Annotated in this window: 36 protein-coding genes and 1 rRNA gene (1 of these 37 running past the window's edge); 35 read left to right on the top strand and 2 right to left on the bottom strand. The window is 55.1% G+C overall.

The features are described 5' to 3' along the window. The first annotated feature begins 2 nt into the window (after nucleotides 1–2). The 31 genes from rpsC to M516_RS0122025 all read left to right on the top strand — a co-directional run bounded on the left by rpsC (nucleotide 3) and on the right by M516_RS0122025 (nucleotide 17,895). Nucleotides 3–665, top strand: a complete 663-nt coding sequence (gene rpsC, locus M516_RS0122175) for a 30S ribosomal protein S3 (protein ID WP_029101063.1) — start codon at nucleotides 3–5, stop codon at nucleotides 663–665. Nucleotides 666–667: 2 nt separating this feature from the next. After that, on the top strand, nucleotides 668–1,102 hold the full coding sequence (gene rplP / locus M516_RS0122170; RefSeq protein ID WP_029101062.1) for a 50S ribosomal protein L16: 435 nt from the start codon (nucleotides 668–670) through the stop codon (nucleotides 1,100–1,102). After that, a complete protein-coding gene (gene rpmC, locus M516_RS0122165) occupies nucleotides 1,092–1,289 on the top strand; it encodes a 50S ribosomal protein L29 (protein ID WP_029101061.1) in 198 nt (65 codons plus the stop codon). Before rplP ends, rpmC begins: the two co-directional genes overlap by 11 nt. Nucleotides 1,290–1,311: 22 nt before the next feature. Continuing rightward, nucleotides 1,312–1,578: a 30S ribosomal protein S17 gene (gene rpsQ, locus M516_RS0122160; protein ID WP_029101060.1), complete on the top strand. Its 267-nt coding sequence runs from the start codon at nucleotides 1,312–1,314 to the stop codon at nucleotides 1,576–1,578. A gap of 42 nt (nucleotides 1,579–1,620) precedes the next feature. Further along, entirely contained in the window at nucleotides 1,621–1,989 is a 369-nt protein-coding gene (gene rplN, locus M516_RS0122155; protein ID WP_029101059.1) for a 50S ribosomal protein L14, read from the top strand. A 50-nt stretch (nucleotides 1,990–2,039) separates the two neighbouring features. After that, on the top strand, nucleotides 2,040–2,354 hold the full coding sequence (gene rplX / locus M516_RS0122150; protein ID WP_029101058.1) for a 50S ribosomal protein L24: 315 nt from the start codon (nucleotides 2,040–2,042) through the stop codon (nucleotides 2,352–2,354). 26 nt (nucleotides 2,355–2,380) lie between these two features. Beyond that, a complete protein-coding gene (gene rplE / locus M516_RS0122145) occupies nucleotides 2,381–2,923 on the top strand; it encodes a 50S ribosomal protein L5 (protein WP_029101057.1) in 543 nt (180 codons plus the stop codon). A gap of 24 nt (nucleotides 2,924–2,947) precedes the next feature. Beyond that, a complete protein-coding gene (locus tag M516_RS0122140) occupies nucleotides 2,948–3,133 on the top strand; it encodes a type Z 30S ribosomal protein S14 (protein WP_019123526.1) in 186 nt (61 codons plus the stop codon). A 27-nt stretch (nucleotides 3,134–3,160) separates the two neighbouring features. Continuing rightward, entirely contained in the window at nucleotides 3,161–3,559 is a 399-nt protein-coding gene (gene rpsH, locus M516_RS0122135) for a 30S ribosomal protein S8 (protein WP_029101056.1), read from the top strand. A gap of 32 nt (nucleotides 3,560–3,591) precedes the next feature. Continuing rightward, nucleotides 3,592–4,128: a 50S ribosomal protein L6 gene (rplF, locus tag M516_RS0122130; RefSeq protein WP_029101055.1), complete on the top strand. Its 537-nt coding sequence runs from the start codon at nucleotides 3,592–3,594 to the stop codon at nucleotides 4,126–4,128. 33 nt (nucleotides 4,129–4,161) lie between these two features. Further along, nucleotides 4,162–4,524: a 50S ribosomal protein L18 gene (gene rplR / locus M516_RS0122125; RefSeq protein ID WP_029101054.1), complete on the top strand. Its 363-nt coding sequence runs from the start codon at nucleotides 4,162–4,164 to the stop codon at nucleotides 4,522–4,524. 18 nt (nucleotides 4,525–4,542) lie between these two features. Then, complete coding sequence (rpsE, locus tag M516_RS0122120) at nucleotides 4,543–5,040, top strand: 30S ribosomal protein S5 (protein ID WP_029101053.1); 498 nt, start codon at nucleotides 4,543–4,545, stop codon at nucleotides 5,038–5,040. A gap of 16 nt (nucleotides 5,041–5,056) precedes the next feature. Further along, nucleotides 5,057–5,242, top strand: coding sequence for a 50S ribosomal protein L30 (gene rpmD, locus M516_RS0122115; RefSeq protein WP_029101052.1), 186 nt, complete (start codon nucleotides 5,057–5,059; stop codon nucleotides 5,240–5,242). Nucleotides 5,243–5,275: 33 nt separating this feature from the next. Next, the gene (gene rplO / locus M516_RS0122110) at nucleotides 5,276–5,716 is read left to right on the top strand and encodes a 50S ribosomal protein L15 (RefSeq protein WP_029101051.1); all 441 of its coding nucleotides are present in this window, start codon (nucleotides 5,276–5,278) and stop codon (nucleotides 5,714–5,716) included. Beyond that, nucleotides 5,716–7,011 carry a preprotein translocase subunit SecY gene (gene secY / locus M516_RS0122105; protein ID WP_029101050.1) on the top strand — a complete coding sequence of 432 codons (1,296 nt, stop codon included), beginning with the start codon at nucleotides 5,716–5,718 and terminating at the stop codon, nucleotides 7,009–7,011. The genes rplO and secY overlap by 1 nt, the downstream gene beginning before the upstream one ends. Nucleotides 7,012–7,096: 85 nt before the next feature. Then, nucleotides 7,097–7,741, top strand: coding sequence for an adenylate kinase (locus M516_RS0122100; RefSeq protein ID WP_029101049.1), 645 nt, complete (start codon nucleotides 7,097–7,099; stop codon nucleotides 7,739–7,741). A 6-nt stretch (nucleotides 7,742–7,747) separates the two neighbouring features. After that, nucleotides 7,748–8,494, top strand: a complete 747-nt coding sequence (map, locus tag M516_RS0122095) for a type I methionyl aminopeptidase (protein ID WP_029101048.1) — start codon at nucleotides 7,748–7,750, stop codon at nucleotides 8,492–8,494. Nucleotides 8,495–8,610: 116 nt separating this feature from the next. After that, nucleotides 8,611–8,829 (top strand): translation initiation factor IF-1, encoded by a 219-nt coding sequence (gene infA, locus M516_RS0122090; RefSeq protein WP_003333772.1) that lies wholly within the window; start codon nucleotides 8,611–8,613, stop codon nucleotides 8,827–8,829. Between the two features lie 31 nt (nucleotides 8,830–8,860). Beyond that, nucleotides 8,861–8,974, top strand: a complete 114-nt coding sequence (gene rpmJ / locus M516_RS25060; RefSeq protein ID WP_003333770.1) for a 50S ribosomal protein L36 — start codon at nucleotides 8,861–8,863, stop codon at nucleotides 8,972–8,974. A 21-nt stretch (nucleotides 8,975–8,995) separates the two neighbouring features. Further along, the gene (rpsM, locus tag M516_RS0122085; RefSeq protein WP_029101047.1) at nucleotides 8,996–9,364 is read left to right on the top strand and encodes a 30S ribosomal protein S13; all 369 of its coding nucleotides are present in this window, start codon (nucleotides 8,996–8,998) and stop codon (nucleotides 9,362–9,364) included. 16 nt (nucleotides 9,365–9,380) lie between these two features. Further along, nucleotides 9,381–9,782, top strand: a complete 402-nt coding sequence (gene rpsK, locus M516_RS0122080; RefSeq protein WP_029101046.1) for a 30S ribosomal protein S11 — start codon at nucleotides 9,381–9,383, stop codon at nucleotides 9,780–9,782. 155 nt (nucleotides 9,783–9,937) lie between these two features. Continuing rightward, the gene (locus M516_RS0122075) at nucleotides 9,938–10,882 is read left to right on the top strand and encodes a DNA-directed RNA polymerase subunit alpha (RefSeq protein WP_029101045.1); all 945 of its coding nucleotides are present in this window, start codon (nucleotides 9,938–9,940) and stop codon (nucleotides 10,880–10,882) included. A gap of 121 nt (nucleotides 10,883–11,003) precedes the next feature. Then, nucleotides 11,004–11,363 carry a 50S ribosomal protein L17 gene (gene rplQ / locus M516_RS0122070; RefSeq protein ID WP_029101044.1) on the top strand — a complete coding sequence of 120 codons (360 nt, stop codon included), beginning with the start codon at nucleotides 11,004–11,006 and terminating at the stop codon, nucleotides 11,361–11,363. 120 nt (nucleotides 11,364–11,483) lie between these two features. Further along, the gene (locus M516_RS0122065) at nucleotides 11,484–12,335 is read left to right on the top strand and encodes an energy-coupling factor transporter ATPase (RefSeq protein WP_029101043.1); all 852 of its coding nucleotides are present in this window, start codon (nucleotides 11,484–11,486) and stop codon (nucleotides 12,333–12,335) included. Next, nucleotides 12,311–13,183, top strand: a complete 873-nt coding sequence (locus tag M516_RS0122060; protein ID WP_029101042.1) for an energy-coupling factor transporter ATPase — start codon at nucleotides 12,311–12,313, stop codon at nucleotides 13,181–13,183. The genes M516_RS0122065 and M516_RS0122060 overlap by 25 nt, the downstream gene beginning before the upstream one ends. Nucleotides 13,184–13,186: 3 nt before the next feature. Beyond that, nucleotides 13,187–13,984: an energy-coupling factor transporter transmembrane component T family protein gene (locus M516_RS0122055; protein WP_029101041.1), complete on the top strand. Its 798-nt coding sequence runs from the start codon at nucleotides 13,187–13,189 to the stop codon at nucleotides 13,982–13,984. Continuing rightward, nucleotides 13,981–14,715 carry a tRNA pseudouridine(38-40) synthase TruA gene (gene truA / locus M516_RS0122050; RefSeq protein ID WP_029101040.1) on the top strand — a complete coding sequence of 245 codons (735 nt, stop codon included), beginning with the start codon at nucleotides 13,981–13,983 and terminating at the stop codon, nucleotides 14,713–14,715. Before M516_RS0122055 ends, truA begins: the two co-directional genes overlap by 4 nt. 265 nt (nucleotides 14,716–14,980) lie before the next feature. Beyond that, nucleotides 14,981–15,418 carry a 50S ribosomal protein L13 gene (rplM, locus tag M516_RS0122040; RefSeq protein ID WP_029101039.1) on the top strand — a complete coding sequence of 146 codons (438 nt, stop codon included), beginning with the start codon at nucleotides 14,981–14,983 and terminating at the stop codon, nucleotides 15,416–15,418. A gap of 20 nt (nucleotides 15,419–15,438) precedes the next feature. Further along, complete coding sequence (gene rpsI / locus M516_RS0122035; protein WP_029101038.1) at nucleotides 15,439–15,831, top strand: 30S ribosomal protein S9; 393 nt, start codon at nucleotides 15,439–15,441, stop codon at nucleotides 15,829–15,831. 130 nt (nucleotides 15,832–15,961) lie between these two features. Continuing rightward, nucleotides 15,962–16,678, top strand: a complete 717-nt coding sequence (gene cwlD, locus M516_RS0122030; RefSeq protein ID WP_029101037.1) for an N-acetylmuramoyl-L-alanine amidase CwlD — start codon at nucleotides 15,962–15,964, stop codon at nucleotides 16,676–16,678. A gap of 113 nt (nucleotides 16,679–16,791) precedes the next feature. Beyond that, on the top strand, nucleotides 16,792–17,895 hold the full coding sequence (locus M516_RS0122025; protein ID WP_029101036.1) for an Mrp/NBP35 family ATP-binding protein: 1,104 nt from the start codon (nucleotides 16,792–16,794) through the stop codon (nucleotides 17,893–17,895). Nucleotides 17,896–17,941: 46 nt separating this feature from the next. Here M516_RS0122025 and gerD read toward each other — a convergent pair whose 3' ends face one another. Then, entirely contained in the window at nucleotides 17,942–18,565 is a 624-nt protein-coding gene (gene gerD / locus M516_RS0122020; RefSeq protein WP_029101035.1) for a spore germination lipoprotein GerD, read from the bottom strand. Between the two features lie 119 nt (nucleotides 18,566–18,684). Here gerD and M516_RS0122015 point away from each other — a divergent pair, with 119 nt between their 5' ends. Next, nucleotides 18,685–19,272 carry a KinB-signaling pathway activation protein gene (locus M516_RS0122015; RefSeq protein ID WP_029101034.1) on the top strand — a complete coding sequence of 196 codons (588 nt, stop codon included), beginning with the start codon at nucleotides 18,685–18,687 and terminating at the stop codon, nucleotides 19,270–19,272. A 27-nt stretch (nucleotides 19,273–19,299) separates the two neighbouring features. On the opposite strand, the gene pdaB is transcribed toward M516_RS0122015, so the two are convergent. Continuing rightward, complete coding sequence (gene pdaB / locus M516_RS0122010) at nucleotides 19,300–20,064, bottom strand: polysaccharide deacetylase family sporulation protein PdaB (RefSeq protein ID WP_029101033.1); 765 nt, start codon at nucleotides 20,062–20,064, stop codon at nucleotides 19,300–19,302. 124 nt (nucleotides 20,065–20,188) lie between these two features. On the opposite strand from pdaB, the gene M516_RS0122005 reads away from it, so the two are divergent. From M516_RS0122005 to M516_RS0121995, 3 genes are all read left to right on the top strand, one after another. Beyond that, the gene (locus M516_RS0122005; RefSeq protein WP_029101032.1) at nucleotides 20,189–20,842 is read left to right on the top strand and encodes a stage II sporulation protein M; all 654 of its coding nucleotides are present in this window, start codon (nucleotides 20,189–20,191) and stop codon (nucleotides 20,840–20,842) included. A gap of 108 nt (nucleotides 20,843–20,950) precedes the next feature. Then, the gene (locus tag M516_RS0122000; protein WP_029101031.1) at nucleotides 20,951–21,184 is read left to right on the top strand and encodes a hypothetical protein; all 234 of its coding nucleotides are present in this window, start codon (nucleotides 20,951–20,953) and stop codon (nucleotides 21,182–21,184) included. Nucleotides 21,185–21,378: 194 nt separating this feature from the next. After that, nucleotides 21,379–22,147: ribosomal RNA gene (locus tag M516_RS0121995) — 16S ribosomal RNA — on the top strand; it runs 738 nt beyond the window's last position.

Genomic DNA, 22,147 nt, shown 5'->3' with positions numbered 1-22,147 from the left:
GTGTGGGTCAAAAGGTAAGCCCGGTTGGTCTTCGCATTGGCATTATCCGCGACTGGGAGTCCAAATGGTACGCTGACAAGGACTTCGCTACGCTCTTGCACGAAGACCTGAAAATCCGCAAATTCATCAAAGGGCGTCTGAAAGATGCTGCTGTATCCACCATTGAAATCGAACGCGCAGCGAACCGCGTGAACGTAACGATTCACACCGCTAAGCCTGGTATGGTAATCGGTAAGGGCGGTGCGGAAGTTGAGGTTCTGCGCAAATCGCTGACGGAGCTGACCGGCAAGCGCGTTCACATCAACATCAACGAAGTGAAAAAACCGGATCTGGATGCTACCCTGGTAGCTGAAAATATCGCTCGTCAACTGGAAAACCGCATTTCTTTCCGTCGTGCGCAAAAGCAGGCCATCTCTCGTACCATGCGTGCAGGCGCGAAAGGGATCAAAACACTGGTCAGCGGTCGTCTCGGCGGTGCTGACATCGCACGTTCCGAAGGTTACAGCGAAGGCACGGTTCCGCTTCACACGCTGCGCGCTGACATCGACTACGGCACGGCTGAAGCTCACACCACCTATGGTCGTATCGGCGTAAAAGTGTGGATCTACCGCGGAGAAGTCCTTCCGACGAAAAAGAACGTCGCTACTGAGGAAGGAGGCAAGTAATCATGTTGATGCCGAAACGCGTGAAACACCGCAAACAACATCGTGGCAAAATGCACGGTAACGCAAAAGGCGGCACCACTGTTGCATTCGGTGAATACGGTCTGCAAGCACTGGAGCCGGCATGGGTGACCAACCGTCAAATCGAGGCTGCCCGTATTGCGATGACCCGTTACATCCGCCGTGGCGGTAAAGTATGGATCAAAATCTTCCCTGACAAGCCAGTTACGCAAAAGCCGCTGGAAGTACGGATGGGTTCCGGTAAAGGTTCTCCTGAGCACTGGGTAGCGGTAGTGAAGCCTGGCAAGATCATGTTCGAACTTGCCGGCGTACCTGAAGAAACCGCTCGCGAAGCTATGCGCTTGGCCATGCACAAACTGCCGATCAAGTGCAAGTTCGTGAAGCGTGAAGAAGTGGGTGGTGACGCACATGAAGGCTAATGAGTTCCGCAATTTGACCACTGCCGAGATCGAACAAAACATCGCCTCTTTGAAAGAAGAGTTGTTCAACCTTCGTTTCCAGTTGGCTACCGGTCAACTCGAAAACACGGCTCGCATCAAGCAAGTACGTAAGGATATCGCACGTGCGAAAACCATCCTGCGCCAAAGAGAATTGGGGATCGGCTAATTAAAGGAAGGAGGTTGGAACAATGACCGCACAACGCAATATGCGTAGAACGATGGTAGGTCGTGTCGTTTCCGACAAAATGGACAAAACCATTGTGGTTTTGGTTGAGACCTACAAAAAGCACCCGCTGTACGGCAAGCGCGTGAAGTACTCCAAGAAGTTCAAGGCTCACGACGAGAACAACACGGCAAAAGTGGGCGACATCGTGGAAATCATGGAAACTCGTCCGCTGTCCAAAGACAAGCGCTTCCGCTTGGTACGCATCGTCGAAGAGGCAGTAATCGTATAAGCTAGATTTTCGGGTAAACACATCCGAAAGGAGGAACAGTAAATGATCCAAACTCAGACGAGATTGGCTGTTGCTGACAACTCCGGTGCAAAAGAACTTATGTGCATCAAGGTTCTGGGTGGTTCCGGTCGCAAAACGGCGAACATCGGTGACGTAATCGTGTGCTCCGTTAAATCCGCAACACCCGGCGGCGTTGTCAAGAAAGGTCAAGTAGTAAAAGCGGTTGTGGTACGCAGCGTACGTGGCGTTCGCCGCCCGGACGGTTCCTACATCCGTTTTGACGAAAACGCAGCGGTTATCATCCGTGAAGACAAATCTCCTCGCGGTACCCGTATCTTTGGACCGGTGGCTCGTGAACTCCGCGAGAAAGATTTCATGAAGATCATCTCTCTGGCTCCAGAGGTTATCTAATCTGAACGGAAATACTCAGGTAGTTTGTTCGATAGGAGGTGCACCAAGCGATGCACGTAAAGAAAGGCGACACTGTAATCGTAATTGCGGGCAAAGACAAAGGCAAAAAAGGTCGCGTTCTCGCTGCATATCCGAAGAAAGAGCGCGTTCTGGTTGAAGGTATCAACCTCGTGAAAAAACACACCCGTCCGTCTCAAACCAATCCGCAAGGCGGCATTGTAACTCAAGAAGCACCGATTCACGTTTCCAACGTATCCTTGATCGATCCGAAGACCGGCAAAGCTACTCGCATCGGTTACAAGGTACTGGAAAACGGTAAAAAAGTTCGGTACGCGAAAAAATCTGGCGAAGTTATCGACAAGTAGTCAGATCGGAAAGGAGGATGTCCTAGATGGCAGCAAGATTGAAAGAAAAATACCTGAAAGAAATCGTGCCTAGCCTGATGAGCAAGTTTAACTACTCTTCCATCATGCAGGTTCCGAAAGTGGAAAAAGTAATCATCAACATGGGCGTGGGTGAAGCGGTAGGCAACGCCAAAGCGCTGGATTCCGCAGTGGAAGATCTGCAAACCATCGCTGGCCAAAAGCCGGTCGTAACCCGTGCGAAAAAATCCATCGCCGGTTTCAAACTGCGTGAAGGCATGGCAATCGGCGCGAAAGTAACCCTGCGCGGCGAACGCATGTATCACTTCCTCGACAAACTGATGAACGTTGCGCTTCCGCGCGTGCGCGACTTCCGCGGCGTTTCTTCCAAAGCGTTCGACGGTCGCGGCAACTACACGCTCGGTCTGAAGGAACAACTGATCTTCCCGGAGATCGAGTACGATAAGATCGACAAGGTTCGCGGTATGGACATCGTCATCGTCACTTCCGCAAAAACGGATGAAGAGGCACGTGAACTGCTGACTCAAATGGGTATGCCATTCCGTAAATAAACCCCATCGTAAGGAGGGAAGAATGTGGCAAAGAAATCGATGATCGTCAAGCAACAACGGAAACCGAAATTTGCGGTTCGCGCTTACACCCGCTGCGAGCGCTGCGGCCGTCCTCACTCCGTGTTGCGCAAATTCAAGCTCTGCCGTATTTGCTTCCGTGAACTTGCTTATAAAGGCCAAATCCCTGGCGTGAAAAAAGCAAGCTGGTAATTTGAAACGGGAAGGAGGTTCTCTCTCATGGTTATGACTGATCCAATCGCAGATATGCTTACCCGCATTCGCAATGCCAACATGGTTCGCCACGAGAAAGTGGAAATTCCGGCGTCCACCATCAAGAAGGAAATCGCTCGCATCCTGAAGGAAGAAGGTTTCATTCGCGATGCGGAATTCGTTGAAGACAACAAACAAGGGATTATCCGTGTGTTCCTGAAATACGGCCCGAACAACGAGCGCGTTATCACCGGTCTGAAGCGTATCTCCAAACCGGGTCTGCGCGTGTACGCGAAAAGCACCGAGATCCCGAAAGTTCTCGGCGGTCTGGGCATTGCCCTGATCTCCACGTCTGCCGGCGTGATGACCGACAAACAAGCACGCCAAGCACACGTGGGCGGCGAGGTTCTCGCTTACGTTTGGTAATTACAGATTGAAAAGCACAGGAGGTGCACCACATGTCTCGTGTCGGTAAAAAACCGATCGTGGTCCCTGCAGGCGTTACCCTCACTCTGAACGGTACCGAGCTGACGGTAAAGGGCCCTAAGGGTACACTTGTTCGTAAATTCCATCCGGATATGAAAATCAACATCAGCGATAACGAGGTTATCGTTGAACGTCCCAGCGACAACAAACTGCACCGTTCCCTGCACGGTACGACGCGTGCACTGATCGCCAACATGGTAACGGGCGTATCCGAAGGCTTCTCCCGTACGCTGGAGCTGGTGGGTGTCGGTTACCGTGCCGCCAAGTCCGGCAAGGGCGTAACGCTTTCTCTCGGTTTCTCCCATCCGGTAGAGATCACTCCTGAAGAGGGGATCGAAATCGAAGTACCGAACCAAACCACGCTGGTGGTAAAAGGCATCGACAAGGAGCGCGTAGGCCAGGTTGCTGCCGAAATCCGCTCGATCCGCAAACCTGAACCGTACAAAGGCAAAGGGATCAAGTACAGCGATGAAGTGGTTCGCCGCAAAGAAGGCAAAAAGGGTAAATAAGCTTCGTAGTTTCATGAGAAGGGAGGCCGCGTAATGTTTACGAAACCTGATAAAAACAAAGCTCGGAAAAAACGTCATCTGCGTATCCGCAAGCGCGTCGTAGGTTCTGCCGCACGTCCGCGCCTGAACGTATTCCGTTCTTCCAAGCACATCTATGCTCAACTGATTGACGATGTGGCCGGCCACACACTGGCAGCCGCATCCTCGCTGGATAAAGAGCTGGGCCTGAAAAACGGCGCAAACGTGGAAGCTGCTGCAGCAGTCGGCACACTGATCGCAAAACGCGCAAAGGAAAAAGGCCTGACCGAAGTGGTCTTTGACCGTGGCGGTTACATTTATCATGGACGTATCAAAGCACTGGCAGAAGCAGCTCGCGAAGCTGGCCTGCAATTCTAACAACAAGGAGGGTAAGGAATGCGTATCGACCCTAGCAAATTAGAGCTGGAAGAAAAAGTTGTCGCCGTTAACCGCGTCGCGAAAACGGTTAAGGGTGGCCGTCGCATGAGCTTCAGCGCCCTGGTTGTTGTCGGCGACCGCAACGGTCATGTAGGCGCCGGTATGGGGAAAGCGCAGGAAGTTCCGGACGCCATTCGCAAGGCGATTGAAGACGCTAAGAAAAAACTGATCCGCGTACCGCTGAAAGGAACGACGATTCCGCACGAAGTCCTGTGCCAGTTCGGCTCCGGCAAAGTGCTGATCAAGCCGGCTTCCGAAGGTACCGGTGTCATCGCCGGCGGTCCTGTCCGCGCGGTACTGGAGCTTGCTGGTGTAGGCGACGTATTGAGCAAGTCTCTCGGTTCCAACAACCCCATCAACATGGTCAACGCTACGCTGGAAGGCCTCAGCCGCCTGAAAACAGCGGAAGAAGTCGCGAAACTGCGCGGTAAGACTGTTGACGAGTTGCTGGGTTAATAAGGAGGGAATGAACATGGCAAAACTGCAAATCACCCTCAAGCGCAGTCTGATCGGCCGCACCGTCGATCAAAAGGATACCGTCAAAGCACTGGGTCTCCGTAAAATTCACCAAACCGTTGTGAAAGAAGACAATCCGGCAATCCGCGGGATGATCTTCAAAGTGAAGCACCTGGTTGAAGTAAAAGAAGTAGAAGCGTAATCACCATTTCCATAAGGTTAGGAGGTGCAAGGAATGAAATTGCATGAACTGAAACCTGCAGAAGGATCCCGTCACACTCGTAAGCGCGTCGGTCGCGGTATCGGTAGCGGTACCGGCAAAACCGCCGGCAAAGGTCACAAAGGTCAAAACGCCCGTTCCGGCGGCGGTGTTCGCCCTGGTTTCGAGGGTGGTCAAAACCCGCTGTACCGTCGTCTGCCTAAGCGCGGTTTCACCAACATCTCTCGCAAGGAATACGCGATTGTGAGCCTGGACGCGCTGAACCGTTTTGAAGAAGGCACCGTGGTGACGCCTGAACTGCTGAAAGAAACCGGCGTTATTTCCGCTCTGCGTGACGGTGTAAAAGTTCTTGCCAACGGCGAACTGAACGTGAAGCTGACCGTAAAAGCTCACAAGTTCTCCGCTGCTGCTGCTGAGAAGATCGCTCAAGTCGGTGGAACAGCCGAGGTGATCTAATGTTAGCCTCGCTCACTAACATTTTTAAGATAGGCGACCTGCGTCGTAAGGTTTTGTTTACACTGATGATGCTGGTCGTCTTCCGAATCGGGAGCTTCGTCCCTGTCCCCAACGTGAATGTCGAGTTGTTTCAGCAGAACACGAACCATCTGCTGGGGTTGTTGAACACCTTCTCCGGCGGGGCGCTGCAAAACTTCTCGATTTTTGCGATGGGGATCATGCCGTACATCACGGCATCGATCATCATGCAGCTCCTGTCCATGGATGTGGTGCCGAAGTTTACGCAGTGGGCCCGTGAAGGGGAAGTGGGACGCCGCAAGATCGCGACGGTGACCCGTTACTTCACGGTGGTCCTCGCCCTCATCCAGTCGGTGGGGATGACTATCGGCTTCAACAACATGGCGCCTGGTTTGCTGAAAGACACGTCCATTGGCAGTTACGCATTGATTGCCATCACCCTTACAGCAGGGACCTCGTTCCTGATGTGGATGGGCGAACAAATTACGGAGAAAGGGATCGGCAACGGGATTTCGATTATCATCGTGGCCGGGATCGTGGCCAACATCCCGACCGGCATCGCGACGATTTACACGTCCCAGTTCAGCGATCCGAGCCAAAATTTGTTCTTCAGTATCGTGAAGGTACTGCTCATTCTGCTGGTGATCATCGCCATTATTGTCGGGGTCATTTTCATGCAGCAAGGTGTGCGCAAGATTCCGGTACAGTACGCCAAACGCGTGGTTGGCCGCAAAATGTACGGTGGTCAATCCACGCACATCCCGCTGAAGATTAACTCGGCGGGTGTGATTCCGGTCATCTTCGCCGTCTCGCTGGTGATTTTCCCCTCTACCATTGCACAGTTCTGGGTGGATCCATCCGGAACGGGAATCGCCAACTGGATTTACACGCATTTCCAACCCAGCGCACCGTTTGGGATGACGCTTTACGCGTTCTTGATTATCGGGTTCACCTACTTCTACACCTTTGTACAGATCAACCCTGTACAACTGGCGGAGAACATGAAGAAAAATGGCGGTTACATTCCTGGTATCCGACCCGGTAAAAACACCGAGGTGTACATTACCCGTACGTTGAACCGTCTGACACTGGCGGGCGCTCTGTTCCTGATGGTGATTTCCATCATGCCATTCTTCTTCAGCAAGCTGGCGAACCTGCCGCAGTCGATTTACATCGGCGGTACGTCGCTTTTGATCGTGATCGGGGTTGCGCTCGATACGATGAAGCAGATCGAAAGCCAGATGATCAAGCGCCACTACCAAGGGTTCATCAAGTAACCGAGGTGTTGAAAAGCTTTCTTCAGCCGACCGGAGGCTGCGCGATGCGCGGTGAAGCTTTTCGCACGGGACGGAGGGAATGGACGTGAATATAATTTTGATGGGTTTGCCTGGGGCCGGCAAAGGTACGCAGGCGGAACGAATCGTAAAAGAGTTTGACATCCCGCACATCTCGACTGGCGACATGTTCCGGGCAGCGGTCAAAAACGAGACGCCGCTCGGACTTGAAGCCAAGTCCTACATGGATAAAGGGCTGCTCGTCCCCGATGAGATCGTCATCGGGATCGTGCGGGAGCGCCTGGCGATGGATGATTGCGCAAAGGGATTCCTGCTCGACGGGTTTCCGCGCACGGTGCCGCAGGCGGAGGCATTGACGGCTACCTTGAAGGAGCTGGGCCGCGAGATCGACCATGTGATCAATATCAACGTTCGCCGGGAGTTCCTGATCGAACGTCTGACCGGTCGCTGGATCTGCCCGATTTGCGGAGCGAGCTACCACACGCTGTTCAATCCGCCGAAAGAGGCAGGCGTGTGCGACAAGGATGGCGGCAAGCTGTTCCAGCGCGATGACGACAAGCCGGAAGTGGTGGCGCAGCGCCTCGATGTCAACATCGCCCAAGCACAACCGCTCATCGACTACTACGCTGAGCAAGGCCTCCTGCGAAACATCAATGGTGAACAGGATATCCAGGTCGTATTCGCGGAAATCACGTCTGTGTTGCGAGGGTAAGGGAGCATGATCATCCTGAAGTCGAAAGCAGAGCTTGAGGTTATGCGCGAAGCTGGTCGGATCGTCGCACTCACCCATCAAGAGCTGGCCAAGGCCATCAAGCCTGGCGTGACGACAAAGCAACTGGACGAACTCGCCGAAACCTTTATCCGCAGCATGGGAGCCATTCCATCGTTCAAAGGCTACGGTGGCTTTCCAGGAAGTATCTGTACTTCAGTCAATGAAGAACTCGTACACGGGATCCCAGGAAAACGGACGTTGCAAGAAGGAGACATCATCAGCATCGACATCGGTGCCCAGTTCCAAGGGTATCATGGAGACTCCGCTTGGACGTATCCGGTCGGCAACATTTCGGAAGAAGATCAGCGTTTGCTGCGAGTGACGGAAGAGTCGCTGTACAAGGGGCTGGAGAAAGCCATGCCCGGTGCGCGGCTGTCTGACATTTCCCACGCGATTCAGATCCACGCAGAGGCTGCCGGCTTCACGCTCGTTCGCGAGTATGTGGGGCATGGGATCGGGCAAAACTTGCACGAAGACCCCCAGGTTCCCAACTACGGCCCGCCTGGACGCGGTCCACGGTTGAAACCGGGAATGGTGTTGGCAGTCGAACCAATGGTCAATGCCGGCGAACGTTATGTCCGCACTTTGGAGGACAATTGGACGGTTGTGACAGTGGATCGAAAAAAATGTGCTCATTTTGAACACACCATCGCGATTACGGAAGAGGGCTATGAGATTTTAACGCGGGCGTAGCCGAAGCCCCGGGTTCGCTTCGGAATTGTCGTCCAACGTGTCGACGTTAAGTTCGTTGTGTGAGCCAAACGCAAAACTCATGGTCTGACTGAAGACAGAGGAAAGGAGAGCTTGCCATGGCAAAAGACGATGTGATTGAAGTGGAAGGTACGGTAATCGAGCCTTTGCCGAATGCGATGTTTCGGGTAGAATTAGAGAATGGGCACAAGGTGCTCGCTCACGTCTCCGGAAAGATCCGCATGCACTTTATCCGCATTCTGCCTGGGGATAAGGTAACGGTTGAGCTGTCGCCGTACGACTTGACACGCGGACGCATTACGTACCGCTACAAATAAGCGAAACCCCTAGAAGAGGGAGGCAAGAACCATGAAAGTGAGACCTTCGGTTAAACCGATTTGCGAAAAGTGCAAGGTTATCCGTCGGAAAGGTAACGTAATGGTTATTTGTGAAAATCCTAAGCATAAGCAAAAACAAGGGTAATCAAGGAGGTGCTTTTGACACATGGCACGTATTGCAGGCGTTGACTTGCCTCGCGAAAAGCGCGTGGAAATCGCTCTTACCTACATCTTTGGTATCGGCCGTCCCACGTCCCAAAAAATTCTGTCCGCTACCGGCGTAAATCCGGATACTCGCGTTCGTGACCTGACAGAAGAAGAAGTCAGCAAACTGCGCGATTACATCGACAAAAACCTGAAGGTGGAAGGCGATCTTCGTCGTGAGATCTCCCTGAACATCAAGCGTCTGATGGAAATCGGCTGCTACCGCGGCATCCGTCACCGCCGTGGCCTGCCGGTTCGCGGTCAACGCACGAAAACCAACGCTCGTACGCGCAAAGGCCCGCGCCGTACTGTAGCGAACAAGAAGAAGTAAAGGAGGGTAATTGGACATGGCGAAAAGAAAACAAGCGACTGCTACTCGTACCCGTCGTCGTGATCGCAAAAACGTGGAAGTCGGCGTAGCTCACATCCGCTCCACGTTTAACAACACGATCGTAACCATCACTGATCCGCACGGCAACGCAATTTCCTGGTCCAGTGCAGGTGCCCTCGGCTTCAAGGGCTCCCGCAAGAGCACGCCGTTCGCTGCGCAAATGGCTGCCGAAGCCGCTGCGCGCGTAGCAATGGAACATGGCATGCGTTCTTGCGAAGTGCTGGTAAAAGGACCGGGCGCTGGCCGTGAAGCCGCGATCCGTTCCCTGCAAGCAGCAGGTCTGGAAGTAAACATGATCAAAGACGTGACGCCGATTCCGCACAACGGTTGCCGTCCGCCAAAACGTCGCCGCGTGTAACGGGTTTATATCGTTCAGAACATGTCCATACTAGAATGGTAAATTCTGATTCAATAGCTTGTCATGCACGCAAACGGTAAACCGCCGGGGAAATTCCTGAGTGGGCTGAATCGGCCCACCCAAGAATTTCGACGTTTTGAAGGAGGGTTTGTTTAATGATAGAAATAGAAAAACCGAAAATCGAGGTTGTGGAAGTAAGCGACGACAACTCGTACGGGAAGTTCGTTGTTGAACCTCTGGAGCGCGGATACGGCACCACTCTTGGCAACTCGCTGAGACGGATTCTCCTCTCGTCTTTGCCAGGCGCGGCAGTGCGCACCGTTCAAATTGACGGGGTCCTTCACGAGTTCTCTACGGTTGAAGGCGTTGTGGAAGATGTGACGGAAATCATCCTGAACATCAAGGGCCTGGCGCTGAAGATTCATTCCGATGAAGAAAAAGTCATCGAGATTGACGCAGAGGGCGAAGGCGTCGTCAAGGCGGGAGATATCCGCGCCGACAGCGATGTGGAGATCTTGAACCCTGATCTTCATATCGCAACGTTAGCAAATGGCGGTCGTCTGCACATTCGTATGACAGCTGGACGTGGACGTGGATATGTTCAAGCAGATGGTAACAAATCGGAAGACCAACCGATCGGTGTGATTCCGATTGATTCGATTTATACGCCGATCAAGCGCGTCAACTATCAAGTGGAAAATACCCGTGTCGGGCAAATGACCAACTATGACAAGTTGACGCTTGAAGTATGGACCAACGGCAGCATCAGTCCGGAAGAAGCCGTTAGTCTCGGCGCCAAAATCATGACGGAGCATCTCAACCTGTTTGTCGGCCTGACGGATGAGGCGAAAGATGCGGAAATCATGGTCGAAAAAGAAGAGGACAAGAAAGAGAAAGTGCTCGAGATGACCATCGAAGAGCTCGATCTCTCTGTCCGTTCCTACAACTGCTTGAAGCGTGCCGGTATCAATACCGTGCAAGAGCTGACGCAGAAGACCGAAGAGGACATGATGAAAGTGCGCAACTTGGGCCGCAAATCCCTGGAAGAAGTGCAGGAAAAGCTGGCTGAGTTGGGCTTGTCCCTGCGCAGCGACGACTAGGGAAGGCTGACAGCGCCTGGACTCCGTCCTCACGGAACATTCCCTCCGGAGAGGGGATTTCAGATCTGGCTTCGCTCCAGCCATGGCTGAGCGGTGCCAGCGTGAAAAAGGAGGTAAGAACATGGCATACCGTAAATTGGGTCGTCGTAGCGCGGCGCGCAAAGCGCTGTTCCGCGACTTGGTAACCGACCTGATCATCAACGAGCGCATTGAAACCACCGAGATGAAGGCAAAAGAACTGCGCTCCATCGCTGAACAAATGATTACGCTGGCCAAGCGCGGTGACCTGCATGCTCGCCGTCAAGTCGCTGCTTTCGTTCGCAAGGAAGTGGCGAATGAAGAAGGCCGCGATGCGGTTCAAAAGCTGTTCGATGAGATCGCGCCTCGTTACAAAGAGCGCAACGGCGGTTACACCCGTATCCTGAAGACAGGTCCTCGCCGCGGCGACGCAGCACCGATGGCGTACATCGAATTAGTGTAATAGCACACTCAGATTGTGAAAAAGGGTGGGGACAGACTCTGGTCTTAGGCTGGACTCTGATTCATGCCCTTTTTTCTTTGTTCAAATCCCTGTCCAAGGCTGGGAGGATGTGAGCGCCTCATGAAGGAGGAACAACTGCTGGCTTTCCAGGGCGTCTCTTTTGCCTACGAGGGCGAGGGAGGGGCGGCCGTACCGGTGCTGAACGGGATCGACTTGGAGATTGCCAAAGGAACCTTTGTCTCCATCCTCGGTCCCAACGGATCGGGCAAGTCGACGCTGGCCAAACTGTCGAACGGCCTGCTGCTCCCGAACGAGGGAGCCGTCATCGTCAGCGGCATGGACACCAGGGACGGCGAGCTGCTCTGGGAAGTGCGCCGCCACGTCGGCATGGTGTTTCAAAATCCGGACAATCAGATCGTGGGGGCCACTGTGGAGGACGATGTGGCATTCGGCCTGGAGAACATGGGCGTGCCGCCGGACGAGATGCGCCGCCGTGTGGACGAAGCGCTGGCGGCCGTCGGGATGGAGCGCCACCTGCACGACCAACCCCACCACCTGTCGGGCGGTCAGAAGCAGCGCGTGGCGATCGCCGGCATCATGGCGATGCGCCCATCCGTGCTCATTCTGGACGAGGCGACAGCGATGCTGGATCCCCAGGGACGGCGTGACGTGTTGGCGTTGGCCCGCCGGCTCAACCGGGAAGAGGGAATCACGGTGGTGAATATCACCCATTTTCCCGAAGAAGCCGTCTTTTCCGATCGGGTCATCGTCATGAGCGGCGGGCGGATTGAGCTGGACGGTTCCCCTTCCGAGGTGTTTGCCCGGCCGGAGCGCCTGCAGGAACTGGGCCTGGACGTGCCGTTTGCCGTCCGGCTTCGCCGCGCGCTGGCGGACGAGGGAGTACAGCTTCCGTTTGTACTGCACCAAGAGGAGCTGGTGGAGCACTTATGCAGATTACTTTTGACCAGGTAAGCCACATCTACGGCAGAGGAACGCCGTTTGAACGGACGGCGCTGCGCGACGTCTCGCTGACCATTCCGGCGGGCTCGTTTGTGGGCATCATCGGCCAAACGGGATCGGGCAAGTCCACGCTGATCCAGCACCTCAACGGTCTGCTGCAGCCGACGTCGGGTACGATCACCCTGGGGGACGTAAAGGTGACCCCGCGGGAAAAAATGCCCCATGCCCGCCGGCGCGACATCGGCCTCGTCTTTCAGTACCCGGAACACCAGTTGTTTGAAGAGACGGTCGCCAAGGATGTGGCGTTTGGGCCGCTCAACTTTGACATGCCGCCGGAGCTGGTGGAGGTTAGGGTCCGGGAGGCGCTCGAGATCGTCGGCCTTGACTATGAAGCGGTCAAGGACCGCTCCCCGTTTCATCTGAGCGGCGGGCAGATGCGGCGCGTGGCGATTGCCGGCGTATTGGCGATGCAGCCCAAGGTGCTGATTTTGGACGAACCGACGGCAGGGCTTGATCCCGCCGGGCGCAAGGCGATTTTGGAAGCCATTTACCGGATTCATCGCGAACAGCGGCTCACCACCGTGCTGGTCACGCACAGCATGGAAGAAGCGGCCCGCTACGCCGACCGGCTGATTGTCATGGCACAGGGACGGGCGGTGCTGGAAGGCAGCCCGGATGAGGTGTTCGCGCACGCCGACCGACTGCGGGAGCTGGCGCTGGACGTGCCGGAGACAGTGGCGCTGGTCACGCAATTGAATCAACGGCTGCCGGAAACGGAACGGCTGCCTTCGTCCCTGTATCGGGAAGAAGCGCTGATCGAACATCTGTTGGCGCGGCTGTCCGTGGCAAAGGAGCGATAGGCCATGCTGCAGCACATTGCGATCGGCCAGTACGTGCCGGGACAATCGTTTCTCCACCAGACCGACCCCCGCAGCAAACTGCTGTTTGTCATCCTGTTCGCCGCGCTTGTCTTTTGGGCCAACAACGCGGCCACCTATGCCGTCCTGGTGGGTTTCATGCTGGCAGGCGTCCTGTTGTCCCGACTGTCGCTGTCGTACATTTTGAAAAGCCTGCGCCCTATCTGGCTGCTGATCCTCTTTACCGTGGTCCTGCACCTCGTGATCACCAAGGGGGGAGAGGTCTACTTCCGCTGGGGATGGCTGAGCGTGGAGGAAATGGGGGTCCGCCAGGCGGTGTTCATCTCGCTTCGCCTGACGCTGCTCGTGCTGATCAGCTCCCTCTTGACGCTGACGACGTCCCCGATTGACCTGACGGAAGGATTGGAGAGGCTGCTCGGTCCCACCGGCCGGATCGGCGTTCCCGTGCATGAGATCGCCCTGATGATGTCGATCGCGCTTCGCTTCATCCCCACGCTGATGGAGGAGACGGACAAGATCATCAAGGCGCAGACGGCCCGGGGGGCCAATTTGACCGAGGGCAGCCTCGTCCGCCGCGCCCGCAGTCTGATGCCGATCGTCATTCCGCTGTTTGTCGGCGCATTCCGCCGGGCAGAAGAGCTGGCTTTGGCGATGGAGGCGCGCGGCTATCGCGGGGGAGTGGGGCGCACGCGTCTACGCAGGCTGAAGTGGAGCTGGCGGGACGGCTGCGTGGCCGCGGCGGCTTGTGCACTTACGTTTGTGATAGGATGGTGGCGCACATGAGGCGTTTGAAGTGCGTCGTGGCCTACGACGGCACGGATTACAGCGGGTTTCAGGTACAGCCCGATCAGATTACGGTTCAGGGCGAGATCGAAGCCGCGCTGCGGCGGATCACCGGAGAGGAGATCCAGATTGTCGGTTCCGGCCGGACCGACGCCGGCGTCCACGCCCGCGGCCAGGTTTTCCACTTCGATACCGCCAGCGGCATTCCGATCGACAAGTGGGCGTTTGTGCTGAACAATCAGCTCCCCGATTCCATCGTCATCCGCTCGGTGGAGGAGGCGGATCCGGCGTTTCACGCCCGTTTCGACGTCAAGGTCAAGGAGTACCGCTACTGCATCGACAACCGACCGGTCCCCGACGTCTTCCGCCATCGCTACGCCGACCATATCCGCCACCCGCTCGATCTGGAGGCGATGCGGCGTGCTGCCGCTCACCTGATCGGCGAGCACGACTTCACGTCGTTTTGTTCGGCCAAAACCTTTGTCGAGGACAAGGTGCGGACTGTGAACGACCTGCGCGTGGAGCGGACGGGCAGCGAGATTTGGGTCGTCTGCCGGGGCAACGGGTTTTTGTACAACATGGTGCGGATCATCGTCGGCACCCTGGTGGAAGTGGGCCAGGGCAAGCGCCACCCGGACGAGGTAAAGGAGATTCTGCGGGCGAGGGACCGGGAACAGGCCGGAAAAACGGCGCCCGCGAAAGGGCTGACGATGTGGGAGGTCATCTATTGACGCTCGGCGACCGGCTCAAGACCGGACAGGCCTTTTTCCAGCCGTTGGGGAGGAAGTCGGCTCTTGACTCAGCCTCTCCGATGTAGTACGATATTCCTTGGTATTTTCATACCCCGCTAGCCCCACTCTAGCCCCGGGATTGAAAAACAAGAACGTGGTTTCAATGAAACACCTGGAGAAGTTGCTCACCCGTTACAGGCAGCGTTCTCCACTTCATGATTTCCATGATTCCAGATGGAACGGTAACAATTTAGGAGGGACAAACATGCGTACCACATATATGGCGAAACCGCTCGAAGTCGAGCGCAAATGGTACATCGTTGACGCAGAAGGTCAAACGCTCGGGCGTCTGGCTAGCGAAGTCGCTTCCATTCTGCGCGGCAAATACAAACCGGAATTCACCCCGCACGTTGACACCGGCGATTTCGTAATCGTGATCAACGCGGACAAAGTAAAACTGACCGGGAAAAAACTGCAGGACAAAATCTACTACTCCCACTCCCTCTACCCGGGTGGTCTGAAAAAGACGACAGCAGGCGACATGCTGAAAAACAAACCTGTAAAAATGTTTGAACTGGCTGTAAAAGGCATGCTGCCGAAAAACAGCCTGGGACGTCAAATCTTCACCAAGCTGAAAGTATACGCTGGTCCGGAACATCCGCACGCAGCACAAAAACCGGAAGTTTGGCAAATCCGCGGATAAGGTAAAGGGAGGAAAGACTCGTGGCACAAGTACAATACTACGGTACAGGTCGTCGTAAGCACTCCGTAGCACGCGTTCGCCTGGTTCCTGGCGAAGGTCGCATTGTGATCAACAAGCGTGACATGGATAACTACTTTGGGTTGGAAACCCTGAAACTGATTGTGAAACAACCGCTCGTACTGACTGAAACGCTGGGTCGCTACGATGTATTGGTCAACGTAAAAGGTGGCGGTACCACCGGTCAAGCTGGTGCCATCCGTCACGGTGTGGCTCGTGCGCTGCTGAAAGCAGATCCGGAACTGCGCGGCGCCCTGAAACGCGCCGGCTTCCTGACTCGCGATCCGCGCATGAAAGAGCGTAAAAAATACGGTCTCAAAGCAGCTCGCCGCGCTCCGCAATTCTCCAAGCGCTAATCGGCTGTTCGATGCAAAACCCCTTGTCTGGCTTGCAGACAGGGGTTTTTGTTTTTCCCGTGAGCCGTCATAATTGTCCGGTATTGTCCATATGATGGGAAAGAGAATGGGACAAAGGGGACGGTGCAAGGTGGCTCGAAAAGTAGTCGGCTGGGTGCTTGCCTTCTTTTTGCTGCTGGTGTTGTTCACCTATGAAGCGCCGGAACGCTCCTCCTGGACGGCCTGGTCGCTGCCGCTGGCCGGTACGGTGATCGCCATTGATCCGGGGCACGGCGGACCGGACGGCGGGGCCGTTTCCGCGGACGGCACGGTCGTGGAAAAAGAGGTGACCCTGGCCATCAGCATGTATCTGCGCGATTTCCTGCAGCAGGCGGGAGCTTACGTGATCATGACCCGGGAGGAAGACAAGGACCTCGCTTCCCCGGAGGTGCAGAAGCTGCGGCAGCGCAAGTCGGAAGACATTCGCAACCGGGTCAAGCTGGTCAACGACAGCACGCCCGATTTTCTCGTCAGCATTCACGTCAATGCCATTCCCTCGCCGCGGTGGTCCGGCGCGCAGACCTTCTACTATCCGGCCTACAAGAAGAGCGCGGAAATGTCCTACCTGATCCAGAACGAAATCAAACGGGTGCTGAACAATACCGATCGCCATCCGATCAAGACGGATGACGTCTTCCTGATCCGCGAAGTGAACTGCCCGGCCGTGCTGGTGGAGGTGGGCTTTGCCAGCAACCCGGAGGAAGCGAAACGGCTTCGTTCCGTCGAGTATCAGAAAGCGCTGGCCAACGCCATTTACCAGGGCATGCTGCGCCATTATTCGGGCGAAAAGGTGCCAAACCTGCCGTAAGCGCGCCCGCAAACGTGTCCAGCCCTGTTGGATATGCTATAATGGACGCGCGTACGACTGTAGGACAAATGGTTGGGACATCTTGACAAATATTGATGCCTGGGGTGGACGATATGTTGACGAAAGAACAAGTGCTGGAAGCGCTGCGTGACGTAAAAGACCCGGAAATTAACCGCAGCCTGGTGGAATTAAACATGATTCGCGACATCCGCATCGACGGAGAAACGGTCAGCCTGACCGTCGTGCTGACGATTACCGGCTGTCCGCTGAAGGCGAAGATCGAGCAGGACGTCATCGACGCGCTCAAGCAATTGGGGGCCAAAGAGGTACGCCTCCAATTTGGAGCGATGACAGACGAGGAGCGGGCCGCCCTAAGCGCCCAATTGCGCGGGGGGCAGACACCGGCTGCTCCTGCGGGACAAGCGCCGCTGTTGAACCCGATTCTGGCCAAAGACTCCCACACCACCTTTATCGCCATCACCTCCGGAAAAGGCGGTGTCGGCAAGTCCACCGTCACCGTCAATCTGGCCGTCTCGCTGGCCCGCATGGGAAAACGCGTCGGCATTATCGACGCAGACATTTACGGGTTCAGCGTACCGGACATGATGAACATCGAACAGCGTCCGACGGTGATCGGCGAAACGATTTTGCCGGTGGAACAATTCGGCGTGAAAGTGATGTCCATGGGCTTTTTCGTGGAGGACAACTCGCCGGTGATCTGGCGCGGTCCGATGCTGGGCAAGATGCTGCGCAACTTCTTTACGGAAGTGCACTGGGGCGATGACCTCGACTATTTGCTGCTCGACCTGCCGCCGGGAACGGGAGACATGGCCCTGGACGTGCACACGATGATTCCGCAGAGCAAGGAAATCATTGTGACGACGCCGCACCCGACAGCCTCGTTTGTAGCCGCCCGGGCGGGGGCGATGGCCAAACGGACCGGACACGAGATCCTCGGGGTCGTGGAAAACATGGCCTGGTACGAGGCGAAGGATGGCTCCAAGGAGTACGTGTTTGGCAAAGGAGGCGGGGCGAAACTGGCCGAGGTGCTCAGCACCGAACTGCTGGCCCAGATTCCGCTCGGTCAGCCGGACAACCATCCGGCCGAGCCGGACTATTCGCCGTCCGTCTACCGGGCCGATTCGCCGATCGGCAAGCTGTATCTGGATATGGCCAAGCGCGTCGCCGAAAAGTGCGAAGCAGCCATCGGCCAATAAGCGAAAAACAAAAAGGTGGGCTCTTGATGGGAGCTCACCTTTCTCTTTAGGATTGGCTGTCTCCGCCGCCTTCCCCGCTGCCGCTTTTTTTCTTGCCTTTTTTCATGGTTTTCGGCTTCATCATGTCTTCCGTGGCCTTGGTCATCAACGTCATCATCTCGGCCTGGAACAGGGGGCTTTGCATCGCTTCCTTCATGATTTGCATGGTTTGTTTCCGGTACGCGGAGCTTCTCATCAGTTCCATCATATTTTTTTCGAACTCCGGGTCCCGCATGATGCTGATCATCATTTTCTGGTACTCGGGATCCTTCATCAGGTCTTTTATCAGCGCCTTGTGCTCGTTCTTCATCGATTTGGCCAGCGTGCTGGTGAATTTCGGGTCCTTGAACGCTTCTTTGATTTGCGGATTGTCCGGCTTGGAAATGCTCTGGATCAGCGCGGTGCGTACCGTGGACTCGTCCATGATGAGGCTTTGCTTGAACGATTCGTCCTTCATCATGTTGATTACGGATTTTTTGGCTTCGTCCGTCTTCAAAATGTCCAGGACCATGTCCTTCATGCTTCTATAATCAGGCTGTGTCGTGTTCTGAGCTGGTCCGCCGACGCCGCAGCTTGTCATGATCAGGCTGACCGCCAGCAACAACCAAAACGATACGGTTCGCTTCCTCATGGGCGGTGACCTCCTTTACCCGGCTACCCTTAACGTGCACCGATTGTTTTGTTCTTACGCTAGTATTTTCTTGCACGGGTTGGTACAATCATTATCGATGTGGATAGGAGGGACGTACGGTGAGTCTGCGCAAGTACGGCTGGCTGTTTTTTACCACCCTGCTGCTTGGCGGGTTGGGCGGGATTCTGGTCGGCATGATTTTCGCATCGGAAAAATTGCTGGAAGGCGGCATGGCCAATTTTTTTATGGGCACGTTCATGCAAATGCTGTACGGGATGACCATCAGCATTGTGGCGCAAATGGGTTTTTTTGCCTACATGACGATCAATTACCTTGCGCGAGGGCTGTTCAAAAACCCTTCGTTGTGGAAGAGCATCCAGGTATTTTTGGTGTTGTTTGTATTTTTTGACATGGTGTACCTGCGTTACACCCTGTTGGGCGAAGACGGCTCCGTCTGGCCGTTTTTCGTGGAGCCGATCCTGCTCCTGCTGGTCGCCGTGGTCACCGCCTACGGGAAAGCGCGCCTGACCAACCAGACGGCATGGGTGCCCACGCTGTTTTTCATGTTCGTGTTTTCCGCCATCGAATGGATTCCCGCGTTGAAACAATACAACGTGCACGCTACCTTGTCGATGCTGGTGCCGCTCTTGTTTTGCAACGTCTGGCAAGTCATGCAATTGCATCGTCTGGTCAAACGGGAAAGCTGACCGCTGTCAACGGTCAGCTTTTTTCGCTTACTTGACTTCCTGGCTTTGTACCTGGGAACCGGCAATCAGTTCCGAGACGGTGACGAACTCGTAGCCGTCGGCCCGCAGCTTGTCGATAATCCGGGGCAGGGCGAGGTGGGTCTGCTTACAGGAATCACTGGCGTGGAGCAGCACGATGTCGCCCGGATGGGCTTTGGACAAGACGTTGTTTACAATCGTGTCGACGCCGGGATTGATCCAGTCCTTGGAGTCGGTGTCCCACTGGATGACCGTGTAGCCCATTTCATCGGCAATCCGCAGCACGCGCTTGTCGAAGTCTCCGTTCGGCATGCGGATCAGCTTGGGCTTTTTCCCCGTCAGTTCGGTCAGAATCGTGTGGGCCCTGCCGATCTGGGCGCGAATTTCCTCGTCCGTATATTTGCTGTAATAGTCGTGTTTATGCCCGTGGGAACCGATTTCAAATCCGTCGTCGACGATCCGCTTGACGATCTCCGGATGACGCTGGCTCCAGGGGGAAGACAGGAAAAAGGTCGCTTTGTTTACCTTTTTTTCCTTCAGGATGTCCAAAATGGGCACGGCTCTCGTCTCTCCCCAGCTAATGTCGAAGGTCAGGGCGATTTTTTTCTCTTTGGTATCCACCTTGTAAATGGCTTGGGGAGCTTTGCTGCTGTCCGAGATGACGGTGATGGCGTCCCGTTCGGCATAGGCGATGCCAGCCGCCATCAGGAGAGCGGTGAGGATGATCAGCACCTGTTTCAAGCGTTGCGCGCTCAAGACGAACATGAATTTCATGACGGCACCTCCTTTGTCCCCTTACAGTTTATGCCGGATTGAGGAGGATATTCTTTGTCCGGGTGGGTATTGTTGCGGTACAATGCATATAGTGTACTAACCAGGCTGTAAAGGAGCGTACTTCATGAACACTCGGTTTCGACGCCTGTGGACGGACAACAAGTGGTACATTGTGACCGCCTGCCTGCTGTTTTTGGGTGGAGCCATGGTCGGCTTTCTGCAGTCCCATACCGTGCACGATATGGTCAGCGGCCTGATGGACGAATTGAAGGACATGGCCCAGCGCATCAGGGATAGCGGCCAAGGGGTGACGGCTTTGTTTTGGGCGATCTTTGTCAACAACGTCACCAGTTCGCTGATGATGATGGCGTTGGGGCTGTTTTTTGCCGTTTTCCCCGTGATCGGGATGGTGGCCAACGGCGTGCTGTTCGGCTATATCCTGGCGCAGTACAGCGCGGCGGGAATAAGCCCGTGGCTCATCTTCGCGGTCGGCATTTTGCCGCATGGCATCATTGAGCTGCCGACGGTCCTGTTCGCTGCCGGCTTGGGCATGCGTTTGGGCGTGCTCAGTTTGCGTTCCGTTGGCGGACTTTTTCAGCCGAGCAGTTGGGAGCGGGTAAAAAACGACTGGTACGACGTGTTGAAACAATTCCCCACTGCCGTGCTGACCGTCATTGGTTTGCTGTTTGTGGCTGCCGTGGTGGAGAGCGTGGTGACCCCGTTGCTTCTCCACTCGACCATAGGGGAACAGCTTCAACAAGTGAAATGGCTCCAGTAGCTTCGCCGGACCCCCTCTGATCAGAGGGGGTTTGTTTTGTTCGTGAATATGCCCGAAATTGGTTGGACATGATAAAGGGTAGACTCGGTGAGGCGGAGGTCGATATGGTTGCTGGGGTTTTTATTCAATGCAAAAGAAGTGCAAGAGCTGGAGTATCTGCTAAAGCGAGAACTGGAAGAGATGCTGCTGGACTTTGGCGACAAGCGGATTGATTATCTGGTCAAGCGGGCCATGGAGGAAAGGTATTCGATTATCTTTCGCATGTACGCCCGCATCGCCTCGCCCAACGAGCTCTCCAAGTACGTCAGACGCAGGAACTCACAAAAGGAATATTTTACCTGATAAATATTTTTAAAAAACCTATTGACTTAAAGTGGGTACACGTGATAGATTAATTCTTGTCCTCGAGAGAACAAGTCAAAAACGACGAGGAGCTCGAGGCGAAAACAGTGATCATGCTCCTTGAAAACTGAACAGCGAAAGCGTTGAACGAGCCTAGCAATTCTTTTTCTTGAAGCTAATGATTCAACTCAACTTTATTGGAGAGTTTGATCCTGGCTCAGGACGAACGCTGGCGGCGTGCCTAATACATGCAAGTCGAGCGGACCTGTTTGAAGCTTGCTTCAGACAGGTTAGCGGCGGACGGGTGAGTAACACGTAGGCAACCTGCCCGCAAGACCGGGATAACGTAGGGAAACTTACGCTAATACCGGATAGGGCACCTTCTCGCATGAGAGGGTGCGGAAAGGTGGCGCAAGCTACCACTTGCGGATGGGCCTGCGGCGCATTAGCTAGTTGGTGGGGTAACGGCCTACCAAGGCGACGATGCGTAGCCGACCTGAGAGGGTGACCGGCCACACTGGGACTGAGACACGGCCCAGACTCCTACGGGAGGCAGCAGTAGGGAATTTTCCACAATGGGCGAAAGCCTGATGGAGCAACGCCGCGTGAACGATGAAGGTCTTCGGATTGTAAAGTTCTGTTGTCAGGGACGAACAAGTACCGTTCGAACAGGGCGGTACCTTGACGGTACCTGACGAGAAAGCCCCGGCTAACTACGTGCCAGCAGCCGCGGTAATACGTAGGGGGCAAGCGTTGTCCGGAATTATTGGGCGTAAAGCGCGCGCAGGCGGTCGGGTAAGTCTGATGTCAAAGCCCGGGGCTCAACCCCGGTACGCATTGGAAACTGCTCGACTTGAGTGCAGAAGAGGAAAGCGGAATTCCACGTGTAGCGGTGAAATGCGTAGAGATGTGGAGGAACACCAGTGGCGAAGGCGGCTTTCTGGTCTGTAACTGACGCTGAGG

The sequence above is a fragment of the Brevibacillus thermoruber 423 genome (genome assembly GCF_000454065.1).
In the GTDB taxonomy this organism is placed as follows: Bacteria; Bacillota; Bacilli; order Brevibacillales; family Brevibacillaceae; genus Brevibacillus; species Brevibacillus thermoruber.
Note: the sequence above shows the minus strand (reverse complement) of the source record. Positions and strands in the feature narration are given on the sequence as shown.

What these genes read in the sequence shown, in the direction of transcription:
- M516_RS0122065 (WP_029101043.1), top strand. Translation starts at nt 11,484, where the DNA reads ATGAAGGAGGAACAACTGCTGGCTTTCCAGGGCGTCTCTTTTGCCTAC.
- rpmC (WP_029101061.1), top strand. Translation starts at nt 1,092, where the DNA reads ATGAAGGCTAATGAGTTCCGCAATTTGACCACTGCCGAGATCGAACAA.
- truA (WP_029101040.1), top strand. Translation starts at nt 13,981, where the DNA reads ATGAGGCGTTTGAAGTGCGTCGTGGCCTACGACGGCACGGATTACAGC.
- secY (WP_029101050.1), top strand. Translation starts at nt 5,716, where the DNA reads ATGTTAGCCTCGCTCACTAACATTTTTAAGATAGGCGACCTGCGTCGT.
- infA (WP_003333772.1), top strand. Translation starts at nt 8,611, where the DNA reads ATGGCAAAAGACGATGTGATTGAAGTGGAAGGTACGGTAATCGAGCCT.
- pdaB (WP_029101033.1), bottom strand. Translation starts at nt 20,064, where the DNA reads ATGAAATTCATGTTCGTCTTGAGCGCGCAACGCTTGAAACAGGTGCTG.
- rplQ (WP_029101044.1), top strand. Translation starts at nt 11,004, where the DNA reads ATGGCATACCGTAAATTGGGTCGTCGTAGCGCGGCGCGCAAAGCGCTG.
- rplX (WP_029101058.1), top strand. Translation starts at nt 2,040, where the DNA reads ATGCACGTAAAGAAAGGCGACACTGTAATCGTAATTGCGGGCAAAGAC.
- rplE (WP_029101057.1), top strand. Translation starts at nt 2,381, where the DNA reads ATGGCAGCAAGATTGAAAGAAAAATACCTGAAAGAAATCGTGCCTAGC.
- rplR (WP_029101054.1), top strand. Translation starts at nt 4,162, where the DNA reads ATGTTTACGAAACCTGATAAAAACAAAGCTCGGAAAAAACGTCATCTG.
- rpmJ (WP_003333770.1), top strand. Translation starts at nt 8,861, where the DNA reads ATGAAAGTGAGACCTTCGGTTAAACCGATTTGCGAAAAGTGCAAGGTT.
- rpsK (WP_029101046.1), top strand. Translation starts at nt 9,381, where the DNA reads ATGGCGAAAAGAAAACAAGCGACTGCTACTCGTACCCGTCGTCGTGAT.
- rpsQ (WP_029101060.1), top strand. Translation starts at nt 1,312, where the DNA reads ATGACCGCACAACGCAATATGCGTAGAACGATGGTAGGTCGTGTCGTT.
- M516_RS0122025 (WP_029101036.1), top strand. Translation starts at nt 16,792, where the DNA reads ATGTTGACGAAAGAACAAGTGCTGGAAGCGCTGCGTGACGTAAAAGAC.
- M516_RS0122005 (WP_029101032.1), top strand. Translation starts at nt 20,189, where the DNA reads ATGAACACTCGGTTTCGACGCCTGTGGACGGACAACAAGTGGTACATT.
- rpsE (WP_029101053.1), top strand. Translation starts at nt 4,543, where the DNA reads ATGCGTATCGACCCTAGCAAATTAGAGCTGGAAGAAAAAGTTGTCGCC.
- map (WP_029101048.1), top strand. Translation starts at nt 7,748, where the DNA reads ATGATCATCCTGAAGTCGAAAGCAGAGCTTGAGGTTATGCGCGAAGCT.
- rplO (WP_029101051.1), top strand. Translation starts at nt 5,276, where the DNA reads ATGAAATTGCATGAACTGAAACCTGCAGAAGGATCCCGTCACACTCGT.
- rplN (WP_029101059.1), top strand. Translation starts at nt 1,621, where the DNA reads ATGATCCAAACTCAGACGAGATTGGCTGTTGCTGACAACTCCGGTGCA.
- rpsM (WP_029101047.1), top strand. Translation starts at nt 8,996, where the DNA reads ATGGCACGTATTGCAGGCGTTGACTTGCCTCGCGAAAAGCGCGTGGAA.
- gerD (WP_029101035.1), bottom strand. Translation starts at nt 18,565, where the DNA reads ATGAGGAAGCGAACCGTATCGTTTTGGTTGTTGCTGGCGGTCAGCCTG.
- rplF (WP_029101055.1), top strand. Translation starts at nt 3,592, where the DNA reads ATGTCTCGTGTCGGTAAAAAACCGATCGTGGTCCCTGCAGGCGTTACC.
- M516_RS0122075 (WP_029101045.1), top strand. Translation starts at nt 9,938, where the DNA reads ATGATAGAAATAGAAAAACCGAAAATCGAGGTTGTGGAAGTAAGCGAC.
- M516_RS0122055 (WP_029101041.1), top strand. Translation starts at nt 13,187, where the DNA reads ATGCTGCAGCACATTGCGATCGGCCAGTACGTGCCGGGACAATCGTTT.
- rpsH (WP_029101056.1), top strand. Translation starts at nt 3,161, where the DNA reads ATGGTTATGACTGATCCAATCGCAGATATGCTTACCCGCATTCGCAAT.
- rpmD (WP_029101052.1), top strand. Translation starts at nt 5,057, where the DNA reads ATGGCAAAACTGCAAATCACCCTCAAGCGCAGTCTGATCGGCCGCACC.
- rplP (WP_029101062.1), top strand. Translation starts at nt 668, where the DNA reads ATGTTGATGCCGAAACGCGTGAAACACCGCAAACAACATCGTGGCAAA.
- M516_RS0122060 (WP_029101042.1), top strand. Translation starts at nt 12,311, where the DNA reads ATGCAGATTACTTTTGACCAGGTAAGCCACATCTACGGCAGAGGAACG.
- rplM (WP_029101039.1), top strand. Translation starts at nt 14,981, where the DNA reads ATGCGTACCACATATATGGCGAAACCGCTCGAAGTCGAGCGCAAATGG.